General features: G+C 38.5%; 14 protein-coding genes. 10 read left to right on the top strand and 4 right to left on the bottom strand.

Annotated features, from left to right (window positions below; all coding sequences use genetic code 11):
* The first annotated feature begins 13 nt into the window (after positions 1 to 13).
* Positions 14 to 895: an aldose 1-epimerase family protein gene (locus EKM93_RS08385; RefSeq protein WP_125714894.1), complete on the top strand. Its 882-nt coding sequence runs from the start codon at positions 14 to 16 to the stop codon at positions 893 to 895.
* Between the two features lie 128 nt (positions 896 to 1,023).
* Here the strand turns inward: EKM93_RS08385 and plsY are convergent, their stop codons facing one another.
* Positions 1,024 to 1,641, bottom strand: coding sequence for a glycerol-3-phosphate 1-O-acyltransferase PlsY (plsY, locus tag EKM93_RS08380; RefSeq protein WP_125714892.1), 618 nt, complete (start codon positions 1,639 to 1,641; stop codon positions 1,024 to 1,026).
* Positions 1,642 to 1,795: 154 nt separating this feature from the next.
* Here plsY and parE point away from each other — a divergent pair, with 154 nt between their 5' ends.
* From parE to icd, 9 genes are all read left to right on the top strand, one after another.
* Positions 1,796 to 3,811 (top strand): DNA topoisomerase IV subunit B, encoded by a 2,016-nt coding sequence (parE, locus tag EKM93_RS08375; protein WP_125714890.1) that lies wholly within the window; start codon positions 1,796 to 1,798, stop codon positions 3,809 to 3,811.
* A gap of 8 nt (positions 3,812 to 3,819) precedes the next feature.
* Entirely contained in the window at positions 3,820 to 6,309 is a 2,490-nt protein-coding gene (gene parC, locus EKM93_RS08370; RefSeq protein WP_225423670.1) for a DNA topoisomerase IV subunit A, read from the top strand.
* A gap of 416 nt (positions 6,310 to 6,725) precedes the next feature.
* The gene (pflB, locus tag EKM93_RS08365) at positions 6,726 to 8,984 is read left to right on the top strand and encodes a formate C-acetyltransferase (RefSeq protein ID WP_125714888.1); all 2,259 of its coding nucleotides are present in this window, start codon (positions 6,726 to 6,728) and stop codon (positions 8,982 to 8,984) included.
* A gap of 128 nt (positions 8,985 to 9,112) precedes the next feature.
* Complete coding sequence (gene pflA, locus EKM93_RS08360) at positions 9,113 to 9,901, top strand: pyruvate formate-lyase-activating protein (RefSeq protein WP_125714886.1); 789 nt, start codon at positions 9,113 to 9,115, stop codon at positions 9,899 to 9,901.
* 124 nt (positions 9,902 to 10,025) lie between these two features.
* Positions 10,026 to 10,976 (top strand): LysR family transcriptional regulator, encoded by a 951-nt coding sequence (locus EKM93_RS08355; protein ID WP_125714884.1) that lies wholly within the window; start codon positions 10,026 to 10,028, stop codon positions 10,974 to 10,976.
* 50 nt (positions 10,977 to 11,026) lie between these two features.
* Positions 11,027 to 11,959 carry a manganese-dependent inorganic pyrophosphatase gene (locus EKM93_RS08350; RefSeq protein WP_125714882.1) on the top strand — a complete coding sequence of 311 codons (933 nt, stop codon included), beginning with the start codon at positions 11,027 to 11,029 and terminating at the stop codon, positions 11,957 to 11,959.
* Positions 11,960 to 12,413: 454 nt separating this feature from the next.
* Complete coding sequence (acnA, locus tag EKM93_RS08345) at positions 12,414 to 15,050, top strand: aconitate hydratase AcnA (RefSeq protein WP_125714880.1); 2,637 nt, start codon at positions 12,414 to 12,416, stop codon at positions 15,048 to 15,050.
* Between the two features lie 12 nt (positions 15,051 to 15,062).
* Positions 15,063 to 16,172, top strand: coding sequence for a citrate/2-methylcitrate synthase (locus EKM93_RS08340; RefSeq protein ID WP_225423669.1), 1,110 nt, complete (start codon positions 15,063 to 15,065; stop codon positions 16,170 to 16,172).
* Between the two features lie 21 nt (positions 16,173 to 16,193).
* Positions 16,194 to 17,474, top strand: a complete 1,281-nt coding sequence (icd, locus tag EKM93_RS08335) for an NADP-dependent isocitrate dehydrogenase (RefSeq protein ID WP_125714878.1) — start codon at positions 16,194 to 16,196, stop codon at positions 17,472 to 17,474.
* Between the two features lie 196 nt (positions 17,475 to 17,670).
* On the opposite strand, the gene EKM93_RS08330 is transcribed toward icd, so the two are convergent.
* The 3 genes from EKM93_RS08330 to EKM93_RS08320 form a co-directional block, all read right to left on the bottom strand.
* Positions 17,671 to 18,378 (bottom strand): deoxynucleoside kinase, encoded by a 708-nt coding sequence (locus tag EKM93_RS08330; RefSeq protein WP_164507037.1) that lies wholly within the window; start codon positions 18,376 to 18,378, stop codon positions 17,671 to 17,673.
* 26 nt (positions 18,379 to 18,404) lie between these two features.
* Positions 18,405 to 19,172, bottom strand: a complete 768-nt coding sequence (gene pnuC, locus EKM93_RS08325; RefSeq protein WP_125714875.1) for a nicotinamide riboside transporter PnuC — start codon at positions 19,170 to 19,172, stop codon at positions 18,405 to 18,407.
* 196 nt (positions 19,173 to 19,368) lie between these two features.
* Positions 19,369 to 20,232 (bottom strand): DegV family protein, encoded by an 864-nt coding sequence (locus EKM93_RS08320; RefSeq protein WP_125714873.1) that lies wholly within the window; start codon positions 20,230 to 20,232, stop codon positions 19,369 to 19,371.
* Positions 20,233 to 20,269 lie beyond the last annotated feature (37 nt).

Raw genomic sequence — 20,269 nt, 5'->3', positions numbered from 1 at the left:
GGAGTGGTTGTTAATGGTTACAATTGAAAACGGCTTTCTAAAAGCAACAGTTGCGACGCACGGTGCAGAGTTGCAAAGCCTATTTGATAAGAATGCTGAAATAGAACACCTTTGGCAAGGGGACGCCAAAAGTTGGGCTCGGCAAGCCCCTGTCTTATTTCCAATTGTAGGTAAATTAAAAGATGATCAATACACGTATCAAGGACAAACTTACCATATGACCCAGCATGGTTTTGCCCGAGATCGGGATTTTGAAATCATTTCACAAACAGAAACGGAAGTTGTCTTGGAATTACAAGATGATGCTCAATCTCGCGCAATGTATCCGTTTGCGTTTAAGTTGCGGGTTCGGTATGCCCTAATTAATAATTTATTAAAAGTTCGTTACACTGTGGAAAATCCTAGTGATAGCGAATTACTTTATTATTCTGTGGGTGGCCATCCCGGTTTTAGCGTCCCTTTTATTCCGGATACAACGTATGAAGACTATTATTTACGTTTTGCACCCCGGAAGAGTCGTATTAAAATTCCGATAGGCGAAACCGGACAAATTGATTTTGATCATCGTACCTTAGCAGCCACTGATGTGGACATTGCATTAAACCATGAACTCTTTAAAAAAGATGCTTGGATTTTAGAAACACTGGGTGCAGACGATACTTTCCAGATCAAGACGGATAAGTCGGATCACTACGTGGAATTAACGGTCAGTGAAGGCCCTTATGCAGGGATCTGGTCTAGTTATCCGGCCGCTGGTGATTTTGTCTGTATTGAACCTTGGTGGGGGATTGCAGACGATGAACAGGCAACTGGGGACTACACCGAGAAGTTGGGTATTCGCACATTGCAGCCTAAAGCACATTACACTTCCCGCTACCGAATTGGTATTTTTTAAAATTATAATGTAAAAAATATGTAAAATGTTGAGATATCCCATCGTTTTGCGAGCCAACCATAAAAAGGCTGCAGCAAATTAATTTTTGCCAACAGCCTTTTTATTTTGGACAAGCCCAGTAATTTAAGTTAATCTTGTTTTTTACGCAAATAATGAACTAACCCAAAAGGAACGATACTTTCAGTGCCGGCTTTAATGCGGGCGATGTTACTTCGATGGCGATAAATTAAAAACGTGGCTAAAACAAGTAACAGTATCGTAAAGGGTAGATCTTTTAAAAATAAAGAAGATAAGACTACTAAAACAGAGCCAATAATGCTAGAAACCGAAACCATACTGCTCAGTAATAGGATAATCAGAAAAATAGTGATGGCGATTAAAAAAAATTGTGGATTATAGGCCAGCAGAACACCGGCGCTGGTGGCAACAGCTTTACCACCTGTAAATTTTAAGAAAATAGAATAGCAGTGGCCAATAACGGCCGCAATACCAGCAATTAACATTAAATAATTATGGGGGTAGCCCAATAAAACGGGTAAGTAAGTGCCTAAAGCGCCTTTAAAAATATCTAGGATTAAAACAACAACCCCCGCTGGCCGGCCTAAAACCCGGAAAGTGTTGGTGGTACCGATATTGCCGCTGCCGAAATCACGGATATCTTTGTGGTAAAATACGTTACCAATGATAACGCCAGAAGGAAACGAACCTAATAAATATGATAGAATAAACAACAGTGCGATTTTCATTACAACCTCCTAATCAATGATTACATTTTAGCATTTACCTTTCTGAAAATAAATTTTATACTTGAATTTTTTTAAAATATTGCGTAAGCTTAGTTTTGCCTGAGAATATACGTTCCCTAATTTATTCTCTAAACAATTAAGGAGTTCAGATTGAATGACAAATAAAAACGAATATAACGACACATCGATTCAAGTCTTAGAAGGACTTGAAGCGGTAAGAAAACGGCCAGGTATGTACATTGGCTCCACCGATGGCCGTGGCCTACACCATTTGGTTTATGAAATCGTCGATAATGCCGTAGACGAAGCGTTAGCCGGTTATGGGAAGACGATCAATGTGACCATCCATCAAGATAACAGTTTAACCGTTCAAGACTTTGGTCGAGGTATGCCCACAGGTATGCATAAATCTGGTGTCCCTACAATCGAAGTTATTTTGACCGTTTTACATGCGGGTGGTAAGTTTACTCAAAATTCCTATAAGACTTCTGGCGGGCTTCACGGTGTGGGGGCTTCAGTGGTCAATGCCTTATCTGAATGGCTGACGGTTCGAGTTGTCCGAGATAAACAAGCCTTTGAAGAGCGTTTTGAAAATGGCGGACATCCGGTTAAGACGTTAAAAAAATTAGGTAAAGTTAATGAACCTAATGGGACAACTATTACGTTCAAACCAGATGCTTCAATCTTCACCACAACCGCTTTTAATTTTGATACTTTATCAGAACGGTTGCGAGAATCTGCCTTTTTATTAAAGGGTGTCAAAATCACGCTAACGGATGAACGTACTGAAAAACAAGAAGTTTATCACTATGAAGAAGGCATCAAGGCTTTTGTGAGCTATTTAAACGAAGATAAAGACACGTTAGGCAGTGTTTTTTATTTTGAAGGCCAAAGAGACGGCATGGAGATTGAATTTGCTGGACAGTACAATGACGGCTATTCTGAAAATATTATTTCTTTCGTAAACAACGTTCGAACCGGTGATGGTGGCAGTCACGAAGCGGGCATGAAATCTGGATTAACTAAAGCTTTTAATGATTATGCGCGCAAAGTGAATCTTTTAAAAGAACGAGATAAAAACTTAGAAGGTTCTGATGTTCGAGAAGGTCTATCTGGTGTTTTATCGGTAAGAATTCCTGAAGAAATTTTACAATTTGAAGGGCAGACGAAGGGCAAATTAGGCACACCGCAGGCTAGAACCGCAACGGACGCTGTAATTATGCAGCAAATGGGCTTTTTCTTAATGGAAAATGGCGATCTTGGTCAAATGCTTGTTAAAAAGTCGATTAAAGCTCGAGAAGCCCGGGAAGCTGCGCGTAAAGCCCGGGAAGAAAGCCGTCATGGTAAACGTCGCAAAAAAACGGATACTTTATTATCTGGCAAGCTGACACCAGCGCAATCTAAAGATGCCAGCAAAAATGAACTTTACCTGGTAGAGGGGGATTCTGCCGGCGGTTCAGCGAAGTCGGGCCGAGATCGAAAATTCCAAGCCATCTTACCTTTACGGGGAAAAGTCCTCAATACGCAAAAAGCAAAATTAGCCGATATTATGCGTAACGAGGAGATTAATACAATGATCCACACGATTGGCGCGGGCGTGGGTACTGAATTCACATTAACCGATGCTAATTACGATAAGATTATTATTATGACCGATGCGGATACCGATGGGGCCCACATTCAGATTCTTCTATTAACCTTCTTTTATCGTTATATGCGGCCATTAATTGAAGATGGCCGAGTTTATATTGCCTTACCGCCACTTTATAAACTGCAAAAAGGCAGTGGTGCAAAAACTAAAATTGCTTATGCTTGGACAGATGAAGAATTAGATCGAGAAGTTCAAACAATGGGCAAAGGTTATAGTCTGCAGCGCTTTAAAGGGTTAGGTGAAATGAACGCGGATCAGCTTTGGGATACTACAATGAATCCGGAAACCCGGACATTGATTCGGGTCAAAATTGATGATGCTCAATTAGCCGAACGCCGGGTAACCACGTTAATGGGGGATAAAGTCGCCCCTAGACGACGCTGGATTGAAGATAACGTGCGCTTTAGTTTAGAAGAAGATGGCAGTATTTTAGATCATAATATCGCCAGTGAAACCGAAGCTAGCCGACATCAAGACAATGAACATTTGTTAGAACAATTAGATCAACAAAAGAAGTGAGTGATTAAGTGGTTAAAGCGACACAAAACATTCAAGAGTTATCTTTAGAAGAAGTGATGGGAGACCGATTTGGACGCTATTCAAAATACATCATCCAAGAACGGGCTTTACCAGATATTCGAGACGGCTTAAAACCCGTTCAACGCCGAATTCTTTATGCCATGGCTTTAGATGGTAACACTTATGACAAGCCATTTAGAAAATCTGCCAAATCAGTGGGGAATATTATGGGTAATTTCCATCCCCATGGTGACAGTTCGATTTATGATGCCATGGTCCGGTTAAGCCAAGCGTGGAAATTAAGAGAACCCTTGATTGAAATGCACGGGAATAACGGTTCCATGGATGGGGATCCACCAGCCGCAATGCGGTATACGGAAGCCCGATTAAGCCGAATTTCTAAGGAACTTTTAAAAGATATTGATAAAGATACCGTGGATATGGTATTAAATTTTGATGATACTGAAAAAGAACCAACGGTGCTACCAGCACGGTTCCCTAATTTACTAGTGAATGGGGCGACCGGGATTTCAGCCGGCTACGCCACCGAAATTCCACCCCATAATTTAGGCGAAGTTATTGATGCAGTGGTTTATTTAATTGATCATCCCGACGCTGATTTAGATGATTTAATGCAATTTGTAAAGGGCCCAGATTTTCCAACAGGTGGTATTTTACAAGGGTTAGCAGGCATCAAAGAAGCCTATACTACCGGCCGTGGGAAGGCGGTATTGCGGTCAAAAGCGCAAATTGTTCCCGTTCGTGGGCATCGAGAACAAATTGTGATCACTGAGATTCCTTACGAAGTGAATAAAGCACAGCTTGTTAAAAAAATTGATGAAGTTCGCGTGATGAAAAAAGTTGACGGTATTTCAGAAGTCCGTGACGAAAGTGACCGCCAAGGCTTATCAATTGTTATTGAACTTAAAAAGCAAGCAGATGCACAAGGTATTTTAAACTATCTATTTAAAAACACCGATCTGCAAATTATGTATAACTTTAATGTGGTGGCTATTTCAGAGATGCGGCCCAAACAAGTCGGCTTAGTTGAAATTTTGCAAAGTTATTTGCAGCATCAACAAGATGTGGTGACTCGGCGGACCAGTTATAATTTACGAAAAGCACAAGCGCGGCAGCATATCGTTGAAGGCTTGATTAAGGCGCTTTCTATCTTAGACAAAGTGATTCAAACGATTCGTTCCAGTAAAGATAAAAAACAAGCGAAGCAAAATTTAATGACTAATTACGCCTTCACTGAAAAACAAGCAGAAGCCATTGTCATTTTACAGCTGTATCGTTTAACCAATACTGATGTGACCGAATTGGAAAAAGAACACGATCAGTTGAGCCAAGCTATTACACAATACCAAGATATTTTGGATAATCCTAAATCATTAGCCGCTTTAATTAAAAAAGAAGCGCTAGCTGTGAAAAAGGAATACCAGACAAAACGGTTAACTAAAATTGAAAAAGAAATTGCGACGATTAAAATTAGCCGTCGCGTGATTGTCAGCGATGAAGAAGTGCGCGTTGCGGTCACTAGAGATGGCTATTTTAAACGCAGCAGTTTACGTTCTTATCAATCCACAATTAGTAAAGCGCCAGAAGATGGTCTCCGCGAAAACGATCGTTTTATTTTAAATGAGACAGCCAATACATTAGAACATTTATTTATTTTTACGAATAAAGGAAATATGATTTATCGGCCAATTCATGAAATTGATGACGTTCGTTGGAAAGAAGTGGGCGCCCATGTTTCTCAAAGTGTGGGCCTAGACAGTTCTGAAAGTATTATTTCAGCTTTTGTGGTACACAAATTAACGGATGATCGGCAATTTGTTTTAGCAACAAAAGCAGGGCAGATTAAACAAGTTAATTTAGCCAATCTCCAGCCAAATCGAACATATAAATCAAAACCTCAAGCAGCGATGAAATTAAAGGCTGCCGATGATGAAGTTTTACAAGTTTACTGTGTGTCAACGGTCCGAGCTGCAGATTATCAAGTCGTTTCAGCGACGCATCTAGGTTACGGTGTTCGTTATCCGTTAGCAGAAGTGCCAGCTGTAGGCGCTAAAGCAGCCGGGGTTAAGGCAATGGATCTAAAAGATGACGACTATGTGGTCGATTATATTCTAACCAATGAAGCCACTGATAACTTGGGAATTTTAACACAGCGCGGTGCTTATAAGCATATGCACTTAACCGAATTACCGGTTTCTAGCCGGGCACGACGCGGGTTATTGATTCTTAGAGAGTTGAAACGTCAACCACATCGTGTTTTTGCTATCTTTAAAGAAACTAAAGACGCACAGTTGCAGCAACATATTGAAATTACGACTGATCGTGACGAAATTATCAATGTTCCATTGAATGCCCATAATTTTGGCGATCGCTATTCTAATGGTACTTTTGTAGTCGATACTGAGACACAAGGTCAGTTAGCTGATGCGCAGCTTGTTAAAGCGCCGATTGAAATTGAAACAGATTTAGATTTATAGCTTTAAAAGCCATAAAAGCATATCTTTGTACTAGTTTGTAATGACAAACTGTACCCAAAGGTATGCTTTTTTGGATCAATTATGTTTATTTTTAAGGGCTAAATAATTTTTTTTAGTACTAATATTTTTTGTGAATTGCTGGACAGAGTCGGCTAACTGTCCCATTCTGTTGTATAACTATAGTAAAAATATTAATCTGTATCAGTGCAGTTTGAAGCATCTATAATAACTGTTATCAAAAAAATAAAGAAAATTATAAATGAAAACATTGATATATCAGTGAAATAGCGCTATAGCAGTATTTTTTGCTTAGAAAGGGCTTGCAAAATGAAAGTCAGGTGTTATACTTTAATCATCAAAGCTGTTCCTTGTGAATTTGTTAATATTTGAAATTAGTAAATGGAGGATATCTAAATATGAAACAGTTAGAAAAAACTGATGTTAAAAATTATTGGGAAGGTTTTAATGGTGGAGATTGGCAAGAAGAAATCAATGTCCGCGATTTTATCCAACAAAACCTTCATCAATACGATGGTGATGAATCATTCTTAGCTGGCCCTACAGATGCAACAACGGCCTTAAACGATCAAGTTCTTGATTTGAAGAAACAAGAACGTGAAGCTGGTGGCGTTTTAGATGCTGATACAAACGTCGTTGCTACAGTTACTTCTCATGGCCCTGGCTATTTAAATAAAGACTTAGAAACAATCGTTGGTTTACAAACTGACAAGCCTTTAAAACGTGCTTTCATGCCTTATGGTGGTATTCGGATGGCCGAAGATGCTTTGGAAGCTTATGGCTACAAACCAGATCCAGAAATGCACAAGATTTTTACAGAATATCGTAAAACACATAACCAAGGTGTTTTTGATGCTTATACACCAGATATGCGTAGAGCACGTCACTACAAAGTCGTTACTGGTTTACCTGATGCTTATGCACGTGGCCGGATCATTGCTGACTTCCCACGGATCGCTATTTATGGTATCGATCGTTTAATGAAGGAAAAAGCTAAAGATTACGATTTGATTGGCGACGGCGAAATGACAGACAATGTTATTCGCTTAAGAGAACAAGTTAATGAACAATATGCTGCCTTAAAAGATATTAAAAAAATGGCTGCTTCTTATGGTTATGATATTTCAAAACCTGCTGAAAATGCTCAAGAAGCTATCCAATGGATCTACTTTGGTTATTTAGCAGCTGTTAAGACACAAAACGGGGCTGCAATGTCTGTTGGCCGGATTGATACAACGATCGATGCCTTCATTCAAAGAGATATGGACCGTGGCATTTTAACAGAAGCACAAGCACAAGAATTTATCGATCATTTTGTTATGAAGTTACGTATGGTTCGTTTCATCAGAACAACTGAATACAACTCATTATTCTCTGGTGACCCAATTTGGGCAACATTGTCAATGTGTGGTATCGGTATGGATGGCCGTCATCATGTGACTAGAACTGCTTTCCGTTTCTTGAAGACTTTAGACAACATGGGTGCTGCACCTGAACCAAACATCACTTTATTGTGGTCAAACCGCTTACCAGAAGGCTTCAAACGTTATGCAACTGAAGTTTCTATCAAGAGTTCTACAATTCAATATGAAAATGACGAATTAATGCGTAACCAATGGGGTTCAGATTACTATGGTATTGCTTGCTGTGTTTCTGCACAACCAATCGCTGACGGTGTTCAATTCTTCGGTGCTCGCGCTAACTTAGCTAAATGCTTGTTATACGCTATCAATGGTGGTAAAGATGAAGTTAGAGACGGTCAAGTAGGCCCTGCATTTGCCCCAATTACTTCTGAATACATTGACTATGATGAATTCATGAATAAGTTTGACAAACAAATGGAATGGTTAGCTGACGTTTATGTTAACTCATTAAATGCAATTCATTATATGCATGATAAATATTATTATGAAGCTGCTCAATTTGCTTTGAAAGATACACGCTTAGATTATACTTTTGCAACTGGTATTTCTGGCTTCTCACATGCCGTTGATTCTATTGCAGCAATCAAATATGGTCATGTTAAAGCTATCCGTAACGAACAAGGCATCGCTGTTGACTTCGTTGCTGACAATGATTACCCACGTTATGGTAACAACGACGACCGGGCTGATGACATTGCAAAATGGTTAATCAAGACATTCTATGGCAAGATGAACAAACATCATCTATACCACGATGCTAAATTGTCTACTTCTGTTTTGACTATCACTTCTAACGTTGTTTATGGTAAGAACACTGGTACAACACCTAATGGCCGCCAAGCTGGCGAACCATTCTCACCTGGTGCTAACCCTGCATACGGCGCTGAAAAGAACGGGGCATTAGCTTCATTACTTTCAACTGCTAAGATCCCTTACAAGTATGCAACTGATGGTATTTCTAATACATTTGGGATTACACCAAACACATTAGGTCATGATGATGAAGATCGTAAAGATGCTTTAGTAAACATGATTGATGGTTATATGGAAAACAATGGTATGCACTTGAACATCAACGTCTTCAATCGTGAGACATTAATTGACGCTCAAAAACATCCTGAAGAATACCCAACATTAACAGTTCGTGTTTCCGGTTACTGCGTCTACTTCGCTGATTTAACTAAGGAACAACAAGACGATGTTATTTCTCGGACATTCTTCCAAACAATGTAATCACTTATTAATTAAAGATTAATATTTAGAGGGCGGATGGTTGATAAAGCCATCCGCTTTCTACTAAAGAAGATAAGTAACGTATTTGTCTTTTTTAGTAGAAAGGTACCTCTAAAGGAGGAATTATAATGCTCGCAGTTCAAGCAGAAACATCATTATCTACACAACCCGTTACGGGATATGTGCATTCTATAGAAACTTTCGGCGCAGTTGATGGCCCTGGTACTAGATTTGTTGCCTTTTTACAAGGTTGCCGGATGCGCTGCGAATTTTGTCACAATCCAGATACATGGAACACCGGTGTTGGGACAGAAGTAACCCCTGATGAATTATTAGCCCAAGCTGTTAAATACAAAGCTTTCTGGGGTAAAAAGGGCGGTATTACCGTTTCAGGCGGTGAATCTTTGTTACAAATTGATTTTATTTTAGAACTATTTAAGAAGGCTAAAGCCCAAGGTATCAATACTTGTTTAGATACTTGCGGCCAACCATTTTCATATAAAGAACCATTTTTTAGTAAGTTCAAAGAATTGATGCAATATACAGATGTCTCATTAGTAGATATCAAACACATCGATCCTTACGAACACAAACGGTTAACTGGTTGGACCAATGAAAATATCTTGTCAATGATCCAATACATGTCAGATAACGGTCATCATATGTGGATTAGACACGTCTTAGTCCCTGAAAGAACAGATTATGACGACTATTTAGCCCAGTTAGGTGCTTATATTAAGACAATTAAAACCGTTGATAAAGTAGAAGTTTTGCCTTATCACACAATGGGTGTCTCTAAATATGACGAATTAGGTTTTAATTACCCATTAGAAGGCATTGAACCACCAATTGCAGAGCGGGTCGCTAATGCTGAAAGATTATTAGATACATCTGCTTATACTGGATATAAGAACTAAGTTAACACTATAAATTAAATTTAATGATAAATAAGAAAGAGCGACGTTTTAGTTGCTCTTTTTTATTGTTTCCATTATTATTAGATTATGCTGATTTCAAGTGTTTACGAAAGGAGCCTAATTTATGAAGACAAAACAAGAAAATATTTTTTCGTCTAAAACGTTGACCTATTTCTTACAATTAGCTAAAACAATGAATTACACCCAGGCTGCACAGATTTTAGGAATTACACAGCCGGCTTTAACCCAACAAATCAAGAAATTAGAAAAAACTGTCGGGGCCCCCTTATTTTATTCAATCGGCAAGAAATTACAACTTTCAGATGCTGGTAAAACAATGCTAGACGCCACACGGCAAATTTATGAAATTTTAAATTATGCGACTGATGAAATTCAACAGTCCACAAACGCAAATACCGGTAAGATTAATATTGGCTTTTTATCTTCAATGGAAAGTTCTATTTTTGAAAACTTCATCATTGATTATATTAAACATAATCCTAACGTGGAAATCTCGTTTAAATTACTGACCCGTAAAGAGATCTGGGAAGCTTTAGAAAATAACAAAATTGACTTGGCGGTTATGTATCTCCCAGATGAATCTATAAAAAATTGGAAACCTTATACAACAAAATTAATCATCAGTGAAGAATTGATGTTTGTTCATAATAATCCAACGCTGGCAACCGCTAAAAATGTCCATTACCAAGATACTTTAGATAAAAAATGGGTGACTTATCCCGACGACTACTATTTGTCTCATATCGTCAGAGAGGCTTATAAAAACCAAATGGTTGATCAACCTAGGAGTACGGCTCAGTTTACCACGCCGTTTCAGCTGATGAAATTCAGTCAAACCGTGGATGTGAATACAGCCTTACCCGCAAGTTTTTATAAGGCCCATCATCAAAATTATACCCAGCAGGCACTGCCGTTTAATCCGCCAATTCAATTTGAAATGCACTTTATCTATCGGAAAGATAAAATTGAAATTCCAAGAATTAAGCAATTTTTCACTTTCTGGGATAAATATTTTGAAGAAACTGATTATTACACTCGCCTACAACTGCATTAAGCCTTATAATAATAGATGATATTATCTTTGATAAAGGGGTTTTTTGTAAAATGGCAAAAGAATTAGTTTTTGGACACCAAAATCCAGATACGGATGCAATTGTTGCAGCAAAAGCTTATGCTTATTTGATGAATCAATTAGGCTATGATACAGAGGCAGTCGCATTAGGTGAACCTAATGGCGAAACAAGCTATGCGCTAGATCACTTTAAGGCGCAAGCACCACGGGTCATCACAACGGCCAAAAATGAAGTTGATGCCGTTATGTTAGTGGATCATAATGAACCGCAACAAAGCGTGGCAGACATCGCTGAATTAAACGTAACCCATGTCGTTGACCATCATCGGATCCACGATTTTAATACAAGTGATCCGCTATATTATCGGGCAGAACCTTTAGGCTGCACGAGCACTATTTTAAGAAAAATGTTCATTGAGCATGATGTTGAAATTCCCGCACAATTAGCTGGACTAATGCTTTCCGCAATCATCTCTGATACATTGTTATTAAAATCCCCAACAACAACAGAACAAGATAAAACAGCCGTTGTTGCGTTAGCTAAAATTGCAGATGTTGATTATGAAACTTATGGCCTAGAAATGTTAAAAGCTGGGACGAATTTAGACGACAAGTCTGCTGCTGAATTAATCGACTTAGACGCTAAAAGCTTTACAATGAATGGTCACGAAGTTCGGGTAGCGCAAGTAAATACTGTCGATATTGCAGATGTTTTAAAACGGGAAGCTGATTTACGTGCAGCGATCACTGAAGAAAATGCCGCAAAAGGCTACAACTTATTTGTATTATTGATTACAAATATTTTAAACAGTGATTCTGAAGTATTGGCCCTTGGCGATGATGACAGCAAAGCTGCTGTAGAAAAGGCCTTTAACGTTAAATTAGCCGATGAAAAAGCGAATTTACCAGGTGTTGTTTCTAGAAAGAAACAAGTTGTGCCACCATTAACAGAAGCATTTAATTAATAGAAATAGACAATTGATAAACGTATTTATTCAGAAATTAGTGAATAAATACGTTTATTTTTTTGGCCTTTAGCTTTTTTTGTAAAAAAACATGACATTGTCATCAATTTAGTTGATACCAGCTTTTTTAAATTAGAATATAATTAATTTAAGGTTATATAATGATTAAATAATAAAAAATATTAGTATTTTTTATGCTATTAATAATATTAATTTTAAAATAGATTAGAAAATCAATGATACCTCGGTTAATAAGACGCAATTTAATTGCCATAAAGAGAATACCTAACATTGATTGATAGTTTCTTTTAACTGGATATAGGCTGATATAACAGCGTTTTAAAAAATACCACGTCAATTATCTTGACAAAGGTACCCAAAAAGTGAGAGTATTTAGCTATATTATAGAAATGTAATCATATTCTAATAATTAAAAAATTTCGGAGGTGCTGTCATGACTGAAAGCTATTTAAAGCATTTCACAAGTCAAAACAAGTCTTACATGTATTATGATTACCCAGAATGGTTACAAAACCAGGGGCAACAACTTTCACAATATCCTTATACTATTCGCATCTTGATGGAAGCTTTGCTACGAGCTAGTGATCAAAAACCAGAACTGCAGCAAAATCTAGCAACTTTAGTAGACTGGGATCATAACCACGATCATGATGTGGCTTTTAAAGCACAGCGTGTCTTATTGCAAGATTTCACCGGGGTACCGGCCTTAGTTGACTTGGCGGCAATGCGAGACAAAGTCATGGCTTTAGGTGGCGACGGTCGTCAGATTAATCCAGATGTGCCCGTCCATTTAATTATTGATCACTCCGTTCAAGTTTTAGCATCCGGCACACCCGATGCTTTTGCTGAGAATATTAAAAAAGAATTTAAAAACAACCAAGAACGCTACCAATTTCTAAAATGGGCACAGCAAGCCTTTGAAAATTTGACCGTCATTCCACCAGATAACGGCATTATTCATCAAATTAACTTAGAATATTTAGCCAAAGTTGCTTTAACCGAGACCAATGAGGGGACTGCTTTAGTTTTTCCAGATACCGTAGTGGGCACAGATTCCCATACAACAATGACTAATGGCTTAGGCGTGTTAGGATGGGGCGTTGGCGGCATTGAAGCTGAGGCCAGTATGTTAGGGGAATTTAGTTATTTTCCAATTCCTGAAGTTGTTGGTGTACGCTTGAGCGGCACTTTGCCAACTGGTGCAACCGCTACCGACTTAGCGTTAACGGTGACGCATGCGTTGCGGCAAATTAATGTTGTTGGTAAATTCGTTGAATTCTTTGGTCCTGGCTTAAAAGACCTAACAGTGGCGGACCGAGCGACAATTGCCAATATGGCTCCAGAATATGGTGCAACTTGCGGGTATTTCCCAATTGATCAGCAGACTTTAGATTATTTAAAACTAACGGGACGTCCAGTTGATCAAATTCAATTGATCGACGACTACGCCCATCTGAATGGCTTATGGTATGACACAACTCAAGACGCACAACGCCACTATACAACAACTTTACCAATTGATTTGAGTCAAATTAAACCAAGTGTGGCCGGTCCAAAACGGCCGCAAGATTTAGTACCTCTAACAGATTTAGCAGCTAAATTTACAGCTGAAAAAACAACGTTAACCGTTAAAACTGCTAACCATACTTATGATTTAGAAAATGGTGCCATTGGCTTAGCAGCTATTACGAGTTGTACGAATACGTCCAATCCAGCATTAATGTTGACGGCTGGTTTAGTGGCTAAAAAAGCGGTTGCTGCAGGCTTAAAGGTACCGGAATATGTTAAAACATCCCTGGCACCAGGTTCTAAAGCGGTTACAGATTATTTGAAGCAAGCTGGTTTAATGCCTTATCTTGACCAATTAGGTTTTAATTTAGTGGGTTACGGCTGTACAACTTGTATCGGTAACTCCGGCTCATTAAAACCTGAAGTAGTGCAAGCATTGGCGAACAGCGATTTTTCAATGTCTGGCGTTTTAAGCGGTAACCGTAACTTTGAAGGTCGGGTAAATCCATTGATCAAAGATACTTATCTCGCATCACCACCACTTGTCGTTGCTTTTGCCCTAGCCGGCACACTAGCCATTGATCTAACTCGGGAAGCATTAGGGTATGGCACTAATGGCCAACCTGTTTACTTGAAAGACTTATGGCCAACACAAACAGATATCGCAGAAGCTATTCAGCAAAATATTGATTCAGCGCTATTTAAACGCAGTTACCAAGATATTTTAGCCGGCAATGCCCATTGGGATAGTTTAGATGTGGCAGCTACACCAACGTTTAATTGGGATAAGACCTCAACTTACATCGCTTGCCCGACGTTTTTAGAAAATATGACCGCCGCTAAACCAGAAATGACTCAAGAATTCACGGCGTTGAAAGTATTAGCCAAATTTGGTGATTCAATCACAACTGATCATATTTCACCAGCCGGCTTTATTGGGCAACAATCACCCGCTGGACAGTATCTAATGGCTCATCATGTCCAACCGCAAGACTTTAACTCTTATGGTTCACGCCGAGGCAATCATGAAGTCATGGTTCGTGGGACCTTAGCCAATATCCGCATCAAGAATCAATTAACCCCGGATAAAGAAGGGGGTTACACGATTTATTGGCCAACTAAAACACAAATGTCCATCTACGATGCTGCCAAGGCTTACCAAAAAGATCAGACAAGCGGGCTTGTCATTTTAGCCGGAAAAGATTATGGCATGGGTTCTTCCAGAGACTGGGCTGCCAAAGGTGTGAAATTATTAGGCGTTAAAGCCGTCATTGCGGAAAGCTTTGAACGTATCCACCGGTCCAACTTAGTGATGATGGGCGTATTGCCATTACAATTTAAATTAGGGGATAACGCCGAAAAGCTTGGTCTGGACGGTTCAGAAACTTTTGATATTCAGTTAGATAGTGCACAGCAAACAGCCCACGTTACCGCAACTAAAAATGACGGACAAGTTATTAATTTTGACACAATTTTAAGATTTGATACCCCAAGTGATGTTAAATATTATGAAAATGACGGCATCTTATCCATGATTATTCGGCAAAAAACGAATTTATAAGGAGTGTTGTTTATGGAACCAATCAAAGTATCAGCTGGTCTAGCAAATGTAATTTGTACTGAAACTTATATCAGCTCAACAAAAAATCAAATGCTATCTTATGCAGGTTACGGTATTGATGAACTGATGGCACAACAAGTTTCTTATGAAGAAGTTTTGTTCTTGCTATGGCATTTACGTTTACCAACAGCTTCAGAATTGGAAGCGCAAAACAAAAAAATATTTGCGAATATCTATTTAGATGAACACTATTTAAACCGGCTGAGAGTGATTAGTAACACCCATCAACATCCCATGAGTATTTTAAGAACGGCCATTTCAATGTTGGGGACACAAACTGACGCTACCGGAACGTCTGAACAAGTCCAAGGACGCATGTTGGCGGTCGTGGCAGCTATTGTAAGTTTATTGCAAAAGCGGCCCATCTTAACCCCAAGACAAGATCTAAGCTATGCCGGTAATTTCTATTATTTGCTAACCGGACATTTACCAACGGCTGCACAAACGGCCATTGCCAACCAAGTTTTAATTTTACATGCGGATCATGAATTAAATGCATCCACATTTACAGCCCGGGTTGTGGCCAGCACCGATGCAGATATGTATTCTTGTTTGACTGCGGCGGTTTGCGCCTTAAAAGGCCCATTACACGGCGGCGCCAACGAAGCTGTTTTTAAAATGTTGACAGAAATTGATCAAAATCACATTGATCCAGCCACTTATATTGCCGATAAACTGGCAAAACATGAAAAAATATCAGGTTTTGGCCATCGTATTTATAAAAACGGGGATCCCCGGGCGAAATATTTAAAAATTGCGGCGGCCCAAATTGCAAAAGACAGTCATCAGTTGAAATGGTATCAACTTTCCGAGCAAATTCAGACTTACATGGCTGAAAATACAAATTTCAAACCGAATGTGGATTTTTACACGGCGACAATCTATCACTGCATGGGTCTGCCTGCGGATGTATTTACTTTATTATTTGCAGTATGTCGGACCGGCGGCTGGTTGGCACACATTCAAGAACAGCGGCAAATGCATACTTTAATTAGACCTAGTTCCGAATATGTCGGTGAAATGAATCGGCGGATTGATGAACGGCAACAAAATGCACAATAAAAAATAGAGGTGTTTAAACTTATGGCAGCATATATCAAACAAGACAAACAACAATTAAACGTACCCGATCAACCTATTATTCCTTATATTGTCGGTGACGGCATTGGGCCTGAAATTTGGGCCGCCGCACAACCTGTTTTTGATGCCGCAATTACTAAAGCTTACGGTCAAAAGCGTGGGGTAGAGTGGCAGGAGGTACTTGCTGGGGAAAAAGCTTATGATCAAACCGGTGAATGGCTGCCTGAAGCAACCGTTAAAGCATTAGAAAAAGCCTTAATTGGCATTAAAGGCCCTTTAACAACGCCGATCGGCAAAGGACATCGTTCCATTAATGTGACGTTGCGACAAAAATTTGATTTATATGCTTGTGTCCGACCAATTCATTATTTTGTAGGGACCCCAACGCCGATTAGACATCCGGAAAAGGTTGAAATGACAGTTTTTCGGGAAAATACGGAAGATATTTATGCCGGAATTGAATATAAAAACGATGCCGCTCAGTCATTAATGCAAGTTTTAGAGACCACTGGACAACTCTCAAAAGTTAGATTTCCGGATGATAGTAATTACGCCATCAAACCGATTTCTAAAACCGGCAGTCAACGCTTTATTGCATCAGCAATTGATTACGCCATTGCGCATAACCGTCATAAAGTAACCTTGGTGCATAAAGGCAATATTATGAAATATACTGAAGGCGCTTTTAAACAATGGGGTTATGACATCGCAGCGGCGAATTATCAAGATCAAGTCTTTACTCAGCCAGAATATGACGCCATTAAAGCCACTGATGGACCAGCAGCAGCTGAAAAAGCCTTAGAATCCGCCAGACAGCATCATAAAATTATCATTGATGATATTATTACGGATAATTTCTTCCAACAAGCCTTAATTAATCCAACTAATTTTGATGTGGTAGCCACATGTAATTTAAATGGTGACTATATTTCAGATGCTTTAGCTGCACAAGTTGGCGGTATTGGGATTGCACCAAGTGCGAATATTAATTATCATACCGGTCAAGCGATTTTTGAAGCGACCCATGGTACAGCACCACAGTTTGTTGGACAAAATAAATTAAATCCATCATCCATTTTATTATCTGGCGCAATGATGTTTGATTATCTAGGTTGGACTGAAGTCAGTGACTTAATTCATGAAGCGATCAGTCAGGCGATTAAACAAAAACAAGTCACTTGGGATTTTGCGCAAGAGATTGACGGTGCCACAGAGTTAAGTACCAGTGAATTTGGAAAATATTTAGAAAATTTAATTTTAACAGACAAAGTTAGTTCAAAATAACGTAATATAATTAATGAAGCTGTCTTTTATAGATAATTGCACTACTTCGTATAATATATATTATGTTAACTTATAATTATTTATCTTTTGAGCACTCCCCTAATCTCGACTTAAAATCAACAAATTCAATTTAGACACTATCAAAAATAAAAGCCACGACTAAGTTATCTCAGTCGTGGCTTTTATTGTCAGAAATTTAAATAATTTTAAATGCAGGATCAGCTTCATGATGAATTTCTAGAATTTTTTGATCTAGTGTTTTTAAAATGATTTGCTGATCTTTAGGATTTTCGATGAAATCGTATCGGTCTCCATCAATTTGAATTTTAGCTGAAGCATCATAATTTTGATACCAAGTATCATAGTAGTCAATTAAATCTTTATAATAAGTAACTAAACTTGGATCTTGCTGAATCTGTTCGTATTGGCGCCCTCGTTTGGCGATCCGCTTGATCATCGTATCATAAGATACATGGATATTGACCAATAGATCTGGATGTTTTTTAGGCATACCTTCTAATTCTTCCAACATATTATCCAATAGATCTTTATAAATTAAGTACTCTTCTTTAGTGGCATGACCTTGATCTGTGTTCATGCGCATAAAAATCTCATCTTCATAAATAGAACGATCCAACACGTTATTATCATCTGTTAAAGCAGCCTTAATCGAATGAAAACGCGTATTTAAAAAATAAATTTGCAGTAAGAAGGCATATGGATTAGTGGCGTCCCTTTGCCCTGCTGCCCGTTTTGCTTCCGCAATTTTGTTGCCTTTATAAAAAAGTGGCAATACTGGGTTATCTTTGACTTTTTCATAAAAAGCCTCGGTGCCTAGATGATCTGCTAAAATTTTTGTGAGTGAACTTTTTCCTGAACCGATTACGCCGCTTAATACAAGCACTGTCATTCATCTTCCTTCTTTGCTATTTAATTATTATAAACTTCTTGATTTGTTTTTGAGGTTGTTTTTTGTTGATGCTCAAACCAGCTGGATTTGAAAAAGGCAATTAGATCGTTGGCAACGTAGATGCTGTAAGTGACTGCTAAAGCCCAATCACCGGAGCCGTTATGCAAGGCAGTCATTGTCCATAAAATTAAAGACATAATGCCTTGGCCAAACCAGAAATAATATTGTTCTGGGAAACGACGAACACAAAGCCAAGTTGCGACTAAACCAATTGCGGTACTCAAGGCGTCAACTGCTGGCCGAGCATCGTTTGTAAACTGACTAATTAAAAAGTAACCAACACCCCAGATGATCAAAGTGATTAAAAGATATTTGATCACCATGAAGGTTTTATTATGATCGCTAAAGTGCCGTAAAGCCGTATCTTTATCCCATTCAGTACCTAAAATAATTGGTAAATCTAACATAATAATATAAGTACCTTGTAAAATAATTTCCATATAATTGGTATTAGGGATCGCTGTGGCAATAATTAAAATAGCTGAGATCAAGCCAACTAGTCCGTTTAACCATTTACGGGAGGTAATTAAGTTAACACATAAAACACCTAATAAACCGGCAATTGTTGATAACCAACTGGCATTAGGATTGATGAGCTGCATACCGATTAGAAAACCAACCCCAAACGCAGCTAATAGGTAGCTTTGCAGTGACCACCCCTGCCAATCCGCCCAAAAATGATGTTTTAGCTTTGTTGGTAAAGTCTTAAGTCCGACAATGATTTGCATGAAAAAACCCCTAATCTATATAAAATAAAAGCTTTGCTAATTTTTCATAAATAAAATGGCAATAAAAAAGCAACACACAATATATTGTACCTTTTTACAAAAAAAGTCAATATGTAGTATGCTACTTTTTTGCTGAAACTAGGCAGCATTTAAAGCTATATGTAGATTATAATTGAGTATATCTTATTTAATATATCTATTTATCTATATTTTTTAACCAGGCTAAGGCGATTGATTTGTCTCCTAAATGTGCGCCGACGACAGGTCCAAAATAACTGAGTTCAATTGGAATTTCAGGCTGTTTTTCTTGTATTCTCTGCTGCCATTTTTTAGCCTCAGCTAAATTGTTACCGTGAATAATAATCGCCCGTAAAGGATAATCATGATGGCGAATTGCTTGGTCAAATAAATCTTCCGCTCGACTGTAAGCCTTTTTTAAGGAGCGAATCTTTTCAAACGCAGTAATTTTATGCGTGGTACTGTCAAAAGTCAATAAGGGCTTAATTTTTAAAATCGAACCCACAAATGCAGAGGCATTAGAAAGTCGACCGCCCTTCACTAGATTTTGCAAATCACTGACAATAAAGACTTCATCCATACTGGCACGTAACTCGTTAAGTTTTTGAATAATTGTTTCTAAATCCGCCCCTTGGCGTGCTAATTTGGCAGCTTCTAATACAAGATGTCCCATTAACATGACCGTAATATGGCTGTCATAAGGTATTACTTTAATTGCTGTAATATCACGGGCAATTACTTTTAAATTTTGGACAAAGCCAGAAATTGTACTGGATAAATGGATGGATAAGACGGTGTCATAACCTTGAGCTGCTAATTGGCTATACAGCTGTAGTACTTCGCCTAACGGTGGCTGTGAAGTGGTTGGTAAAGTTTTTGAATTTTTTAATTTACTATAAAAGTCGGTAGTTGATAGATTAACGCCCTCTAAATAGGATTCACCATCAATTGTGAGGGGGATAGGGATGACTTTAATATTGTTTTCGGTGATTTGTTCCGAAGTCAAATAAGCGGTACTGTCTGTGACGATGGCAAGTTTCATTTAAAACATCTTTCCTTTAAAAAAATTAAGAAATTAG

Source organism: Agrilactobacillus yilanensis, from assembly GCF_003946725.1.
GTDB classification, from domain to species: domain Bacteria; phylum Bacillota; class Bacilli; order Lactobacillales; family Lactobacillaceae; genus Agrilactobacillus; species Agrilactobacillus yilanensis.
Note: the sequence above shows the minus strand (reverse complement) of the source record. Positions and strands in the feature narration are given on the sequence as shown.

What these genes read in the sequence shown, in the direction of transcription:
- acnA (WP_125714880.1), top strand. Translation starts at nt 12,414, where the DNA reads ATGACTGAAAGCTATTTAAAGCATTTCACAAGTCAAAACAAGTCTTAC.
- EKM93_RS08355 (WP_125714884.1), top strand. Translation starts at nt 10,026, where the DNA reads ATGAAGACAAAACAAGAAAATATTTTTTCGTCTAAAACGTTGACCTAT.
- EKM93_RS08385 (WP_125714894.1), top strand. Translation starts at nt 14, where the DNA reads ATGGTTACAATTGAAAACGGCTTTCTAAAAGCAACAGTTGCGACGCAC.
- pflB (WP_125714888.1), top strand. Translation starts at nt 6,726, where the DNA reads ATGAAACAGTTAGAAAAAACTGATGTTAAAAATTATTGGGAAGGTTTT.
- EKM93_RS08340 (WP_225423669.1), top strand. Translation starts at nt 15,063, where the DNA reads ATGGAACCAATCAAAGTATCAGCTGGTCTAGCAAATGTAATTTGTACT.
- pflA (WP_125714886.1), top strand. Translation starts at nt 9,113, where the DNA reads ATGCTCGCAGTTCAAGCAGAAACATCATTATCTACACAACCCGTTACG.
- plsY (WP_125714892.1), bottom strand. Translation starts at nt 1,641, where the DNA reads ATGAAAATCGCACTGTTGTTTATTCTATCATATTTATTAGGTTCGTTT.
- parE (WP_125714890.1), top strand. Translation starts at nt 1,796, where the DNA reads ATGACAAATAAAAACGAATATAACGACACATCGATTCAAGTCTTAGAA.
- pnuC (WP_125714875.1), bottom strand. Translation starts at nt 19,172, where the DNA reads ATGCAAATCATTGTCGGACTTAAGACTTTACCAACAAAGCTAAAACAT.
- EKM93_RS08350 (WP_125714882.1), top strand. Translation starts at nt 11,027, where the DNA reads ATGGCAAAAGAATTAGTTTTTGGACACCAAAATCCAGATACGGATGCA.
- EKM93_RS08320 (WP_125714873.1), bottom strand. Translation starts at nt 20,232, where the DNA reads ATGAAACTTGCCATCGTCACAGACAGTACCGCTTATTTGACTTCGGAA.
- icd (WP_125714878.1), top strand. Translation starts at nt 16,194, where the DNA reads ATGGCAGCATATATCAAACAAGACAAACAACAATTAAACGTACCCGAT.